Source organism: Paenalkalicoccus suaedae (assembly GCF_006965545.2).
Lineage (GTDB): Bacteria > Bacillota > Bacilli > Bacillales > Salisediminibacteriaceae > Paenalkalicoccus > Paenalkalicoccus suaedae.
Genome location: NZ_CP041372.2, coordinates 1,964,251 through 1,978,365 on the forward strand (window position 1 = coordinate 1,964,251; position 14,115 = coordinate 1,978,365).

The 14,115-nt window shown below is 40.7% G+C and carries 13 protein-coding genes; all 13 read right to left on the minus strand.

The annotated features are described in order from the left end of the window. Positions 1-238: 238 nt before the first annotated feature. The 13 genes from FLK61_RS10430 to FLK61_RS10490 all read right to left on the minus strand — a co-directional run bounded on the left by FLK61_RS10430 (position 239) and on the right by FLK61_RS10490 (position 14,099). Positions 239-1,033, minus strand: a complete 795-nt coding sequence (locus FLK61_RS10430) for a TIGR00282 family metallophosphoesterase (protein ID WP_176009401.1) — start codon at positions 1,031-1,033, stop codon at positions 239-241. A 76-nt stretch (positions 1,034-1,109) separates the two neighbouring features. Further along, entirely contained in the window at positions 1,110-2,672 is a 1,563-nt protein-coding gene (gene rny, locus FLK61_RS10435) for a ribonuclease Y (protein WP_176009402.1), read from the minus strand. 337 nt (positions 2,673-3,009) lie between these two features. Then, entirely contained in the window at positions 3,010-4,062 is a 1,053-nt protein-coding gene (gene recA / locus FLK61_RS10440; protein WP_176009403.1) for a recombinase RecA, read from the minus strand. Between the two features lie 138 nt (positions 4,063-4,200). Continuing rightward, positions 4,201-5,790 carry a DEAD/DEAH box helicase gene (locus tag FLK61_RS10445; RefSeq protein ID WP_176009404.1) on the minus strand — a complete coding sequence of 530 codons (1,590 nt, stop codon included), beginning with the start codon at positions 5,788-5,790 and terminating at the stop codon, positions 4,201-4,203. Then, positions 5,791-7,038 carry a competence/damage-inducible protein A gene (locus tag FLK61_RS10450; protein ID WP_176009405.1) on the minus strand — a complete coding sequence of 416 codons (1,248 nt, stop codon included), beginning with the start codon at positions 7,036-7,038 and terminating at the stop codon, positions 5,791-5,793. It abuts the gene before it with no gap. Positions 7,039-7,050: 12 nt separating this feature from the next. After that, on the minus strand, positions 7,051-7,629 hold the full coding sequence (gene pgsA / locus FLK61_RS10455; protein WP_176009406.1) for a CDP-diacylglycerol--glycerol-3-phosphate 3-phosphatidyltransferase: 579 nt from the start codon (positions 7,627-7,629) through the stop codon (positions 7,051-7,053). Between the two features lie 196 nt (positions 7,630-7,825). Then, positions 7,826-8,731: a helix-turn-helix domain-containing protein gene (locus tag FLK61_RS10460; protein ID WP_176009407.1), complete on the minus strand. Its 906-nt coding sequence runs from the start codon at positions 8,729-8,731 to the stop codon at positions 7,826-7,828. Between the two features lie 27 nt (positions 8,732-8,758). After that, positions 8,759-9,526, minus strand: coding sequence for a DUF3388 domain-containing protein (locus FLK61_RS10465; RefSeq protein ID WP_176009408.1), 768 nt, complete (start codon positions 9,524-9,526; stop codon positions 8,759-8,761). A gap of 138 nt (positions 9,527-9,664) precedes the next feature. Then, complete coding sequence (locus FLK61_RS10470) at positions 9,665-9,910, minus strand: DUF3243 domain-containing protein (protein WP_176009409.1); 246 nt, start codon at positions 9,908-9,910, stop codon at positions 9,665-9,667. 68 nt (positions 9,911-9,978) lie between these two features. Next, positions 9,979-10,707: an elongation factor P 5-aminopentanone reductase gene (gene ymfI, locus FLK61_RS10475; protein WP_176009410.1), complete on the minus strand. Its 729-nt coding sequence runs from the start codon at positions 10,705-10,707 to the stop codon at positions 9,979-9,981. Then, positions 10,697-12,001: an EF-P 5-aminopentanol modification-associated protein YfmH gene (gene yfmH / locus FLK61_RS10480; RefSeq protein WP_176009411.1), complete on the minus strand. Its 1,305-nt coding sequence runs from the start codon at positions 11,999-12,001 to the stop codon at positions 10,697-10,699. Before yfmH ends, ymfI begins: the two co-directional genes overlap by 11 nt. Continuing rightward, positions 12,002-13,276 (minus strand): EF-P 5-aminopentanol modification-associated protein YfmF, encoded by a 1,275-nt coding sequence (gene yfmF / locus FLK61_RS10485; protein ID WP_176009412.1) that lies wholly within the window; start codon positions 13,274-13,276, stop codon positions 12,002-12,004. A gap of 103 nt (positions 13,277-13,379) precedes the next feature. Next, positions 13,380-14,099 (minus strand): GntR family transcriptional regulator, encoded by a 720-nt coding sequence (locus tag FLK61_RS10490; protein ID WP_176009413.1) that lies wholly within the window; start codon positions 14,097-14,099, stop codon positions 13,380-13,382. Positions 14,100-14,115: the final 16 nt, after the last annotated feature.

Genomic DNA, 14,115 nt, shown 5'->3' on the forward strand with positions numbered 1-14,115 from the left:
TTAGACGTTGATCATCAAGCTCTCATCACAACAAATGGGATGTACAAACATACTACCATTTCGTAAACATTATCGCTTGATAGCTCTTACTATAATAGAAAACGCTCTATTACGTAACTAAAAAGCTTTGAAATCACGAAAAAAATCACATTTTTGCACGATCTGTACAACATTTGAATAGGTAGTATGTTACGTCTTTACCTCTTTTCAACTATATTCCAAACCTCCATTTTTATGACTAATCAAAAAACGGAGCATCATCACTGATGTGAATGCGTTTGATAGATGTTGCTTTGCCTGTATTGGAATCCGTATCTATTACTACTCCATTTAATTGTTCCCTACCTTTTGTCACTTCAAACCTTGTGGGTAAATTTGTCAAGAAACGTTGAATGACTGCTTCTCTTTCCACCCCTAGAATGCCATCATAAGGTCCTGTCATGCCCACATCTGTAATATAGGCAAGTCCGTTCGGTAAAACACGGTTATCTGCGGTCGGTACATGCGTATGTGTTCCTACCACCGCTGTTGCGCGACCATCCAAGTACCACGCTAAAGCTAGCTTTTCTGATGTAGCTTCGGCATGAAAATCAATAAAGGTGATATCTGCTTCTTGGCGCACTTCAGAAAGAAGATCATCGGCCTTTCTAAATGGACAGTCAATGGCGTTCATAAATGTTCGACCTTGTAGATTTATAACCGCTAATTTTTTGCCACGGACTTTTTTTATGACCATTCCTTTTCCAGGAGTACCTTCTGGAAAGTTTGCCGGTCTAATAACGTGCTCCGCATCATCGATAAAATCAAATATTTCTTTTTTATCCCACATATGATTTCCCATCGTAAGAATATCTGCACCAGCCTCTAACAGCTCATGGTAGACTTTTTTCGTTAGTCCTTTTCCTCCGGAAGAGTTCTCTGCGTTAACAATTGTGACGTCAGGTTTGTATTTGCTTACAAGCCTCGGCATGTATTCTTTCCAGATTTTACGACCTGGTGATCCAACGATATCTCCGATAAATAATATTCTCATGTTTGTTCTCCTTTATACCATTCCCAATATGCTAGCAGGAGGTGCCAGAATAAAATCTGGCACCTCCCAATTGTTTTTATTTTGCGTATTCTACAGCTCGAGTTTCGCGTATCACGGTAACTTTGATATGACCAGGATAATCAAGTTCATCTTCGATGCGCTTCGTAATATCCCGAGCAAGTCGGTACGAATCTTCATCAGTAATGAAGTCTGGTCTAACCATAATACGAATTTCGCGTCCTGCTTGAATCGCATATGTTTTTTCTACACCTTCGAACGACTCGGAGATTTCTTCAAGCTTCTCCAGTCGCTTGATGTATGTTTCTAGTGTTTCACGTCTTGCTCCTGGTCTAGCAGCAGATAGTGCATCAGCTGCAGCTACAAGTGTTGAAATAACAGAAGTTGCTTCTGTATCACCGTGGTGAGAAGCAATACTATTGATGACAACTGGATGTTCCTTGTACTTCGATGCAAGCTCCACACCAATCTCTACGTGGCTTCCCTCTACTTCGTGGTCAATTGCTTTCCCGATATCATGAAGTAGTCCAGCGCGTCTTGCTAGCTGTACATCTTCACCTAATTCGGCAGCCATCATACCACTTAAGTGAGCAACCTCCATAGAATGCTTTAATACATTTTGTCCGTAGCTTGTACGGAATTTCATGCGACCAAGAATCTTGATCAAGTCTGGATGGAGATTGTGAATGCCCATCTCGAACGTTGTTTGCTCTCCGTATTCACGGATAAGCTCATCAACTTCTCGTCTCGACTTATCGACTGTTTCTTCGATGCGAGCCGGGTGAATTCGACCATCCTGCACGAGCTTTTCAAGCGTTGTTTTTGCTATCTCGCGGCGAATTGGATCAAACCCAGATAAAATAACTGCTTCAGGTGTATCGTCAATGATAAGGTCGATCCCAGTTAATGTTTCTAACGCACGGATGTTACGACCCTCACGACCAATAATACGACCTTTCATCTCATCGTTCGGAAGAGATACGACAGATACAGTTGTTTCTGCTACGTGATCCGCAGCGCAACGTTGAATAGCCGTCGACAAAATTTCTTTTGCTTTTTTGTCTGCTTCTTCTTTTGCTTGTGTAGTGTAGTCTTTTACAAGGAGTGCTTTCTCATGAATCAGCTCATTTTCCATCGTCTTCATAATGATGTCTCGAGCTTCATCCTTTGTAAATCCTGAAATACGTTCAAGCTCCTGCTGTTGCTGCTGTAATAACTCCTCGACTTTGCTATTCATGTCGTCTACTTCGAGTTGACGCTTCGACAATTGGTCTTCGCGCTTCTCAAGCGTTACTTCCTTTTTGTCTAACGTTTCACTTTTTCGATCTAAGACTTCTTCCTTTTGAACTAATCGGTTCTCTTGCTTTTGGATGTCGTTACGTCGATCACGAATTTCTTTTTCAGCATCTAGACGAATTTTATGCGCTTCGTCCTTCGCTTCTAAGATGCCTTCTTTCTTGCTTGCGTCTGCTTCTCGCTTCGCATCTTCTACGATTTGATTAGCCATTGATTCTGCGCTAGAAATTTTAGCTTCTGCAATCGATTTACGGACAAAGTATCCAATTATGAACGCGATTACTGCAATGAATAGCGAAATGAGGATTTGTACCGTCAATGTCAAACTGACTCACCTCCTCATGCTATTTCTTTCTGTTACGTCGTACAATTACTTTCAGTCAAACATTTTCGTAGAATACTCTTATTGTTTCTCTTAATCATAAAGGTACATGTTACAGTATTCTCATTAATTGTATGCTTCCATAAGTATTCTGTCAAGCTATGGTAAGTCGCAATTGTCTAATAAAAACCTTACTTAATAAGGGGTTTTAGATGTTTTAGAAGTAGTTCTAATCAAATGTGAGCCTATTAATCGACTAAAAGGATGCGAGTAGTTGAATAATTATTGAAAAAAGAAAGAGGATGACCCGTCAAGGAGCATCCTCTTTAAACCTAATCTTTTACTTTAAATCTAAAAGATCATCGTCGCTATCTTCAACAGCATCAGCAGCTGGAACATCTATAGGCTCTAAAAGACCGTAATGTTCACGCGTACGTCGCTCGATATCATTTAAAATATCCTCATTCTCTTTTAGGAATGTCTTCGCATTTTCACGACCTTGACCCATACGCTCTTCATTGTATGAGTACCATGCACCGCTCTTTTGGATAATATCAAGCTCCGTTGCGATATCCACTAAAGAACCTTCACGAGAAATACCTTCTCCGTACATGATATCCACTTCTGCAACACGGAATGGAGGCGCTACTTTATTTTTAACAACTTTAATTTTCGTTTTGTTACCGATCATGTCATTTCCTTGCTTTAATGTTTCAGCACGACGAACTTCTAGACGCACAGACGAATAGAATTTAAGCGCTCGTCCACCAGGAGTCGTTTCCGGGTTACCGAACATAACGCCGACTTTCTCACGGATCTGGTTAATAAACATCGCAATCGTTTTAGATTTACTAACGGCACCAGATAGCTTTCTAAGGGCTTGGGACATAAGACGTGCTTGTAAACCTACGTGGCTGTCACCCATTTCGCCTTCAATCTCCGCTTTTGGTACAAGTGCAGCTACAGAGTCAACAACAATAATATCTACTGCACCACTTCGTACAAGTGCTTCTGCGATCTCAAGTGCTTGCTCCCCTGTATCAGGTTGCGAAAGAAGCAATTCATCAATATTAACACCTAGCTTTTGCGCATATACAGGATCTAGTGCGTGCTCGGCGTCAATAAATGCTGCCTGACCACCGTTACGCTGTACTTCTGCAATAGCATGAAGGGCTACGGTTGTTTTACCAGATGATTCAGGTCCATAGATCTCAATGACACGACCTCGTGGATATCCACCTACTCCAAGAGCAATATCTAGAGCTAGTGTTCCTGATGAAATAGTAGATACGCGCTGTTCCGCTCGCTCTCCTAATTTCATAATAGAGCCTTTACCAAATTGTTTCTCAATTTGCTTTAACGCCATATCTAGTGCTTGTTTACGATCTGACATTCTACAACTCTCCTTTAATATATCAATTGAAATGCGATAGTCTCACATCAAAACTACAAACATTCGTTCGCTTATTTAAGTATATACAAAAACATCCGTTTCGTCAATCAAAGAAACGGATGTTTTGTAAAAAGATATTTATCTTCTCTTCCCACGTGGCTTAGCTGGTTCAAGATTAATTTTAGCTCCTGCAACACGAGCGTGTTTAAGGCCTTCATAGACGAATGGAGCCACTTCTTCAGGAACTTCCATAAACGTAAAGCTATCGAAGATATCGATACGTCCAACTGACTTCGGATTAATGCCGATAATTTTAGCAACGTCTTCAGAAAGTCTTTTAGGTGTTAAGTTCACATTTTTACCTACATTGATAAAGAAGCGAGTCATTCCGCTTTGAGCGCCTGTTTCACCGAAATCATGCTTTTCTTTCTTCTCATCTTCATGGCTATAGAACGCAATACGAAGAAGGGAAGAAACAATTTTTTCAGCAGAGTATTCGTTTAGTAAGTCCGTCACAAGCTCATCGTAGACACTATCAAGTTTATCGTTTACATCGATATTTTTCTCAATTTGCGTCTTCCAAACTTTCTGTTGCTTTTCTACAACCTCTTCAATAGAAGGAAGGTTACGTGAAGGTACTTTCTTCTTGATTTCAGACTCGATAGAACGAAGGTGCTTCATTTCTCTTGGAGTTACAAGCGTCATTGCGATACCTTCGCGTCCAGCACGTCCTGTACGTCCAATTCGGTGAACGTAGCTTTCAGGATCTTGAGGGATGTCGTAGTTGATAACGTGACTTACGTCATTAACATCGATTCCACGAGCTGCTACGTCTGTTGCAATTAAGAACTCAATTGCAGACTTACGGAATTTACGCATAACTTGGTCACGCTGTGACTGAGTTAAGTCTCCGTGTAAACCATCAGCTTGGTAGCCGCGTGCTTGAAGGGCTTCCGTAAGCTCCGCCACTCCTTTTTTCGTACGACAGAAAATAATACCTAAATTGATATCTTCACTGTCGATTACACGACATAGAGAGTCTTGCTTGTTTTTATCTAATACTTTGTAGTAAACCTGCTCGATAGAAGGAGCTGAAACATCACCTTTAGCAATTGTTACTTGCTTAGGCTCTGTCATATATTTATTAGACAGCTTACGGATTGCCGGTGGCATTGTAGCTGAGAATAAAAGTGTTTGACGCTCTGGGTTTGCTTTTTGAAGAATTTTTTCGATATCTTCCACAAAGCCCATGTCTAGCATCTCATCAGCTTCATCTAAAACAAGCATTTTAAGCTGATCAAGCTTTAGCGTTTTTCGCTCGATGTGGTCGAGGATACGTCCTGGCGTACCAACAACGATTTGAACGCCGCGCTTTAATGCTTTGATTTGATGTCCAATTGATTGTCCACCATATACAGGTAATGTTTGTACTTTGTTAAATTTAGATAAACGCTGTAACTCAGCTGCTACTTGGATAGCTAGCTCTCGTGTTGGCGTTAAAATAAGAGCTTGCACACTCTTGGATTTTGACGATACTTTTTCAATCGTTGGGATTCCGAAGGCTGCAGTTTTACCAGTTCCTGTTTGAGCCTGACCGATTAGATCGTTAGAATCTAAAATTACAGGAATAACTTTCTCTTGAATTGGCGACGGCGCCTCAAATCCGATATCTTTAATTGCTTTTTTCAAATTCGCGGAAATCGCGAAATCTTCAAACGTAATTGTCATTTAGTCATCCACCTTTTTCTTTCTTAACTCTTTTAATAGATAGTACATTGCGTACTTAGCAGCAAGGACTCTAACGCGCTGTCTGTTACCTCCAGCTTGAATAGAGTAAATGTGCGTCGTACTAGGAGTTGCAATTCCAATATAAACGAGACCTGGCTGTTTATTTTCAGAGGAATCCGGGCCAGCAACTCCTGTCATGCTAACAGCGTACGTTGAATCGTACGTTTTTTTTGCAAGTTCTGCAAGGTGCTGTGCTGTCTGCTCACTTATTGCGCCATACTCTGCCAATACAGATGCAGGCACACCAAAGCTCTCTTTTGCTTCGTTTGTGTAGCAAATAGTTCCACCTTTAAAACATTTTGACGTGCCAGTTACAGAGGTCAACTGCTCTGCAAACAAACCACCAGTCAGACTTTCTGCTGACGATACAGTGGCGCTCTTTGTCAGTAGCTCGTTCACTGTCACTTCTTCAAGTGTCGGCTCACCAACCCCATAGCAATACTCTCCAACGCGATCTAAAATAGTATCTTTTAGTGCATCGAGTTTTTGCATGTTTTCATGGGTAGATGATCCTTTTACAGTTAGACGGAGCATACACTCTCCATCAGAAGCTAAAGGAGCAATAGTAGGATTTGTTTGAGCTTCAATAAGATCATCCAGTTCTTCTACTAGTCTTGACTCCCCAATCTCAAAAAAACGAAGGATCAGCGACTCAATCACATGCTGCTGGCCCATCTCTTTTTGTAAAAAGGCAAGTGCGTAAGACTTTACCATAGGCTTTAATTCACTCGGAGGTCCAGGTAACAGTACAAAAATAGTATCATTGTGCTTAATCGCCATCCCGCATGCGAGTCCTGCATCATTTTGCAAGACATGTGCACCTTCCACTATTAACGCTTGTTTTTTGTTATTATCGGTCATCGTCCGATTACGACTTATAAAAAACGCCTCTAAGCGCGTGTATGTTTCGTTGTCATAAACTAATTCTTTGTTAACTAATTTTGCGACAGTTTCTTTCGTTAGGTCATCTTTTGTTGGACCTAATCCACCAGTTACGATAACGATGTCAGAGCGTTCCGTGCTAGCTTGTAACACTGACGTTAGTCTAGCTTCATTATCACCAACGGCCTGATGATAAAATACATTGATACCGATTGAAGAAAGCTCCCTTGATAGAAAACTCGCATTTGTATTATCTATTTGGCCAAGCAATAGCTCGGAGCCAACAGCAATAATTTCAGCGTTCACAAGAACCTCTCCTTAGTTCGCTTCCTTGAGTACATGTGTATTTTTCATAAAGTAATCAAGACCAGAGTACACAGTCAAAATTACCGCAACATAAATCATGATTTGATCAAACGGAATAGAAAACATTTCAAAAAAGACATTGTGAAGCAGTAGCGCGGATGCAGCTACGATTTGACTCACTGTTTTCCACTTCCCACCGTTACTAGCAGCAATAACGATCCCGCCTGTAGATGCTACAAGGCGAAGACCAGTCACGGCAAACTCACGGCTTAAGATCACAATTGCAGCCCACGCCGGGAACATATCGAGCCCGACAAGCGCAATGAAAGCAGCCGTAATTAAAAGTTTATCTGCTAGTGGGTCTAAAAATTTCCCCATGTTTGTAATGAGGTTGAATTTCCGAGCGTAGTAACCATCTAACCAATCTGTTGCTGATGCAATAATAAATATAATTGCTGCGATGAAATGATGGACAGGAATTTCAGCTCCTAGAATCGAAAGTGTCCCCCATTCAAATGGGACGAGAATAAAAATCATAAACACCGGGATGAGTAAAATGCGCGATATGGTAATTTGATTAGGTATATTCACTTAGATCCTCCTGACATCCGTCATTAGCAATTATGTTCAAGACTACTCAATTCTATCAAAAAGAACGAAGGAAAGCGAATGTATTTACTAAAAGATAAGGGATTATTTCTTGTAAGCGCTTGATAGTGGATTGTAATACGTTTTCATTCTTTCTAAATAAAGACCAACTCCCAAGAAAGGAGTTGGTCTATTCCTATTATTGCTCATTTTCGATAATTACATACTGACGAATAGCGTCTGATTCATACGAGAGCTCTTCCTCATTGACAAAAATAGTTGCGGTTGTCACATTCCCCATGTTGAACGTAATAGCTTCTTCACCAGAGAAATCGAAGCTAATTTCATCTCCACTGTCATGAGTTTGTTCGTGCACAACGTCATCGTTGGAATCTAAAATTTGTAGCCAGCTTCCGCCACTAAATGTCATCGTAATATTTAGTTCTTCAGCATTAGACAAGGAATACGTAGAGCGAATCCCGTCTTGAGAAGAGAACGCTAGCTCTTGCTCTGTCTCTTCTAGTGGCTCTTCTTCGTTATTATTCACGTTATTTACTTCGCCAGCATCAGGTTCTTCATTAGCTGGTTCATCGTTCCCGGTTGTAGTCGAATTCGCATTTGTTTCTTCTGGCTCATTATTAACCGCTTCTCCGTCAACCTCTACTTGGCCATTATTGGTAGCCACATCTGCATTACTTGCCACTTGATCGTCATTATCAAGAAAGGATATATACAGAATGAGTCCAACCGCTAAAATAAATAATACAACTACAATAGACGGTAATAACGTTTGGAAGGATGATTTTTTTCTGACTTGCTTTGGCTTCGCACGTGTTCTAGGTGGAAGCTCCGCTGATTCCTGCTTTTTAGGCTTAGGAAGCTCATCAGCATGCTCATTAAACACCATTTCTGGGCTGAGGCCTACTGCTTCTGCGTAGCTTTTTACGAATGCCCTAGCATAAAAATCTCCCGGCATTTTAGAATAATCGCCTTCTTCAATGGCTACTAAGTAACGTTTTTGAATCTTGGTAATGCGCTGTAGCTCCTCATGTGAGTAGCCCTTTTCTTCTCTCGCTGTTTTTAATCGAATGCCTAGCTCTGACAATATAAACACCTACTAACTAAAAGAATATCAAAATCCGAATGAAGAAAAATTCTGTTCAACCGCTTTATATGTAATCTCTTCATTCTCATCATTACGTAACTCAATAATGTAATCAAAATCATCTAACGAATACTCCGTCGTTCTAACAAAAATATCTGGATGCTCTACCACTTTCGTCGCCTCAAGTCGCATCATTTCGGAGACTAACATTAAATGCTTCTCAGAAGCCCGCATCGTTGATACGATCCCATCAATAATATAGATGTGATCCTCTGATAGCTCATCATCTGCAAGCTGACTGCGCACCGTTTGTTTTAAAAGTGTAGAGGATAAGAAGGACCAACGTTTATTAGCACACACGCTAGCAGCTACGACAGATTCCGTTTTACCAACCCTCGGCATGCCGCGAATACCAATCAATCTGTGACCTGGCTTCTTAAATAGCTCCGCCATAAAATCAACTAGTAGTCCAAGCTCATCTCGAACAAATCGAAATATCTTTTTTTCATCTTCATCGCGCTCAATATATCGACCATGCCTTACTGCTAAGCGGTCTCGAAGCTTTGGTTCTCTCACTTTAAGGATCGTAATAATATCCATCGTTTCTAAAATATAGCGAAGCCTTAAAATGGATTCATCGTTCTGGCTTCTAATTAGCATACCACGACGCTGATGCTCGACACCATTGATCGTCAAAATATTTATTTTCAGCATGCCAAGTAAAGAGGCAATTTCACCTAAAAGCCCGGGCCTATTCTCGTGAATTTGATACTCCATATACCATTCTTTAACCATGGAGAAACCCCTTTCTTAAAGACATTTACTAGTAATATCATAATGGATTTACGCTCTCATTTAAAGACATTTCTCTTTTAAATGAGAATTTACCACATCTAAACGAAAAAAAAGAGGCGCTCCGAGGAGCACCTTTCCTTACTTCTGGACGAGCTTAACCATCATATTTGCAATGGCATGTTGCTCTTCCTCTGACGCAACTTCCCACATATCAGCAAGGACTCGCTCCTGCTCATTCTTAGGCTCTACTTCATTTGCTAAGTATTCGCCTACCTCATAAGCGATTTCAGATACTGTCTCTTTATTTAGACCATCCTTCACGCCTTGATTCAAGCGATCGCTTAAAAAGTGCTTCCACTGCTCCCAGTTATCTAACACAGACATACATATCCCTCCTTTACGAAGTATCGTTCGAGAGTAGTATGTCCTAAGATTTGTCTTCTTATGCAGGATTAATTCCATCCTCCGTTGACACTTACAACCTGTCCCGTCATATACGATGCTTTATCTGACGCTAAAAAAGAAACCACATTAGCAACTTCATGAGCGAGGCCAAGTCGACCTAAAGGGATCTCTTCTTTTATCGACTCTTTATCAGCCTCATCGTATATAGCTAGCATCTCTGTATCAATCGCTCCTGGCGAAACAGCGTTCACACGAATGTTACTTGGGGCGAGCTCCTTCGCTAACGATTTTACAAAGCCAAGCTGAGCGGCTTTCGCTGTAGAGTAACTAACTTCCATTGCTGCACCCACTTCTCCCCAAATGGATGAGATTAATATGATGGACCCTTTTTGATCTCGTAAAAAATTCGAAGTCAGGTGTTGTAGTAAGAGCATAGGAGTCGTGACAGCAATCGCTAACTCCTCCTCAAAGCTCTGCACCTTAATATGTTGAAATAACGTAGGTTTAGATACACCAGCACAGTGTAAAAACACATTCACATTAAAGTCATAGCTAGCAAAGCTTTTGCTAACTTGATCTGGATCAGCAAAATCAGCTTGAAAAAGCTCACATTTGACTGAATACGTCTCTGTTAGCTTTTGCTTTAGCTTTAGTGCCTTCGTACTATTTTGATGGTAATGAAGAATAAGGTGATAGCCATCTTTTGCTAACACCTCTGCGCAGGCGCTACCGATGCCTCCGGTTGCGCCTGACACAAATGCCCATTTATTCTCCACTTCCATCGTCTTCCTTTGCTTTAATTATACAAATAGATGTTTGGTTGTCTGTATCAAACTGCCCTACAACCTCTTTTAACTGGTCCATCGTTAGTGCCTCAAGCTCTGGAATCACATTAAATAAGTCCATATCATTAAACTGGTAGCGAGTAAACGAATTTGCGATATACTCTGGTGAATTTAATGCTCGCAAGAAATGACCTATTTTCTTTTTCTTTAGTCTCTCTACGCTTTCTTCGTCTAGCTCTTTCTCTTTAAAAGCCTCGATCAACTCTAATACACGTTTGGAAAGCACCTCTGGTTGATCGGTATCTCCCCCAATTGCTGTAAAGGAGAAGCCTTCTTCTGCTGTATAGTCAGCGCCAAACGTGTCATCAATAAGCCCTTCTTGATAAAGCGTTTGGTAATTTTCGGAGCTTTGCCCAAACATAAGTTCAAGTAAAAGTTGCATCGCGATTTCTCGTTGCATGAGATCACTACCTGATAACGATTGCTCTTTATCCTTAATACCTATTAGTAATTTAGAAAGCTTCACTGGCATTGGAATCGTTAACTCACGCTCTTTAACACCAGTTGGCTCCTCTTCTTTGAAGCGAGGAATTGGTGTTGGCTTTTCAAATGTTTTTCTAGCTTGGTTTTGACGAATTAGCTCCATCATCGCATCAGGTTCTACATTCCCAACAACAAATAATGTCATATTATTTGGATGATAAAACGTATGGTAACACGTATAAAGCATGTCATGCGTAATATCTTGAATCGACTCTACCGTACCTGCAATATCAGTAGCTACAGGGTGAGTATGGTACATCATTTTAAGAAGCCCAAAAAAGTTCTGCCAGTCTGGATTATCTTCGTACATGCGAATTTCCTGCTCAATAATCCCTTTCTCCTTTTCGACAGACTCCTCTGTAAAGTATGGGTGCTGCACAAAATCAAGAAGCGTATCCATATTCTTTTCGACATGAGAAGTAGAAGAAAAGAGGTAGGCTGTGCGAGTAAAGCTAGTGAACGCATTAGCAGATGCCCCTTGCTTACTAAAAGTCTGGAAGACGTCTCCTTCTTCGTCTTCAAACATTTTGTGCTCTAAAAAGTGCGCAATCCCATCAGGGACCTTTATCGCCTCTGTCTCTCCGATTGGTGTAAAGTGATGATCGATCGATCCATATTTTGTCGTAAACGTTGCATACGTTTTATTAAAGCCTGCCTTAGGTAGAATAAATACGCGAAGACCGTTAGACATTGTCTCTGCATAGAGTGTTTCATTTAACTGTTCATATACTAGTTTCTCCATTTAAGATACCTCCTTGCCTTTCAAGAAATACGTTGTATCAAGCTGTATTTTTGCGGCAACTTTTATTACGTCTTCCATCGTTACTTGCTCTAATCCTTGAAGAATATCGTCTAATGAACCTTTTCCACCACCAATAAGGTGTTGGTACTCCAGTTCAATACGCCCACGTGGCACGTCGATGGTCTCTAAAATTTGATTTCTTAATACAGACTTCGTCTGTGCAAGGTCGTCTTCTGTGAATGAACCACTTCTCATATCCTCCATTTGCTTATGGATAATTGTTGTTGCTTCATCAAATTTCGAAGAATCAATTCCTGCTAATACGATAAGTAAGCCCTTTTGACTCTCCACTCGCGAAGCTGCGTAATAAGCTAAAGACGCTTTTTCTCGCACATTAATAAATAGCTTAGAATGAGAAAACCCGCCAAAAATTCCATTGAATACTTGTAGAGCAAAATAATCCTCGTCGCCGTATCTCGTGTGCGTTCTAAAGCCAATGTGAAGCTTCGCCTGTTTAATCTCCTGCTCTTCAATTAATTCCTTAGCAGAGTCAATTTGTTTAGATGAAGGGGCTTTAATCGAATGTGCGTCATGGCGAACTGGTAGCGTAAAGAAGGACGTCACAAGTCTATCCACTTCTTCTTTTTGAATATCACCCATCACAAATAGATCTAGTTGATCGTGCAATAGTGCTTGATGATACGCTTTATAAAGCGATGCACCATTAATTTTCTCAAGTCTCTCGAGCGTACCAAGAGCTTGTATAGCAAACGGCTCATCCTGACACATTTCTTGCGTTAATCGCATATTTGCATAACGCATTTTATCGTCATAAATGGCTTCAATCTTTTGCTTGTGATTGCGAATTTCTTCCTTCACATAATCATCTTTAAACGCATGATCCGCACTATCCGGATGTAAAAGTATAGACGATAGTAGCTTAAATGCACGCTCCGTTAAAGGTGTTTGATCCTTTAAGTATGCTTCATTAGCTACTTCTATTCGAAAGGTCATGACATGACTTTCGCCTTTTTTAACGGTATCCGCATGAAAGGATGCTCCGTAAAGCTCCTCAAGTGCTCCTTGAATGTGTAACCTTGAAGGGAAGTGCTTCGTTCCTCTTTGTAACACCTGAGGAAGCAGTGCGCGTTCCGTCGCCGTCTCCTCCTCTAATGGCGCTCTCATTTGTAAAACAAACGTAGTCGTTTTAAATGTCGTAGAAGGAATAACGTGTGTATGAATCGGTCCTGAGTGAAATGATGTCATTTGTTCCATAAAAAAGTTCCTCCTTAAAGTGGTATCCCTTCTTATTATGACACAAATACGTCTAATTCATAAAAAAAGTACCTTTTCAAAAGAGAAAAGGTACAAAGAGGTGTTAAAAGACACGCTTACGTAATACGTGGAATTTGAATTTATCTGCTCTAAAATAATTAATGGAGTATAAAACTGGACGCTCAAGGTCGTCGTAGTGCATTTGTTTAAGCACGAGTAATGCCGTCTCTGGCTCACAGTTTAAAATTTCTGAGATTGTTTCATGATAGCCTATCGGCTCAATTTGCGTCATGGCATAAGATATCGTGATACCAGCCTTCTCAAGATGTGTAAAGATAGATTGGTTCTCATGACTCACGTAATCAGGTAACATATTGTGAGGAATTTTATCTAAACAGTAAACGACTGGTTCTCCATCTGCTGTTCGAACTCGCTCTATTGCAAGTAAATCTCCCGTCTCATCTTGAAATCGCCTCGTATCATCTTCCGTTGCCGGGACGATAGAAGAGGATAAAAAGTTTGTACCAGGTGTACGCTTTCCTCGAGTAATCATGTCTGTTACGCTAAATAATTCTTCAATCCCAGAGGTGAAAAGAGGTCGTGTGTTAATAAATGTTCCAACTCCATGACGGCGAATGACAACACTCTCATCCTCTAGCATACGAAGCGCCTCTCTAAGTGTAGCTCGAGAAACTCCTAACTGCTTCGATAGCTGAAATTCAGACGGAAGACGTTGACCCGTTTCATAGTGCCCGTTTTCGATATCTTCCTTTATTTTATCAATCACTTGTAAATAAAGTGGACGTGAATCAGATTTTATCATCCTAAATCCTCCTGCT

Coding starts and splice junctions, on each gene's coding strand:
- FLK61_RS10430 (WP_176009401.1), bottom strand. CDS start 1,033: ATGAGAATATTATTTATCGGAGATATCGTTGGATCACCAGGTCGTAAA.
- recA (WP_176009403.1), bottom strand. CDS start 4,062: ATGTCAGATCGTAAACAAGCACTAGATATGGCGTTAAAGCAAATTGAG.
- FLK61_RS10445 (WP_176009404.1), bottom strand. CDS start 5,790: ATGACAATTACGTTTGAAGATTTCGCGATTTCCGCGAATTTGAAAAAA.
- FLK61_RS10465 (WP_176009408.1), bottom strand. CDS start 9,526: ATGGTTAAAGAATGGTATATGGAGTATCAAATTCACGAGAATAGGCCC.
- FLK61_RS10470 (WP_176009409.1), bottom strand. CDS start 9,910: ATGTCTGTGTTAGATAACTGGGAGCAGTGGAAGCACTTTTTAAGCGAT.
- yfmH (WP_176009411.1), bottom strand. CDS start 12,001: ATGGAGAAACTAGTATATGAACAGTTAAATGAAACACTCTATGCAGAG.
- yfmF (WP_176009412.1), bottom strand. CDS start 13,276: ATGGAACAAATGACATCATTTCACTCAGGACCGATTCATACACACGTT.
- FLK61_RS10490 (WP_176009413.1), bottom strand. CDS start 14,099: ATGATAAAATCTGATTCACGTCCACTTTATTTACAAGTGATTGATAAA.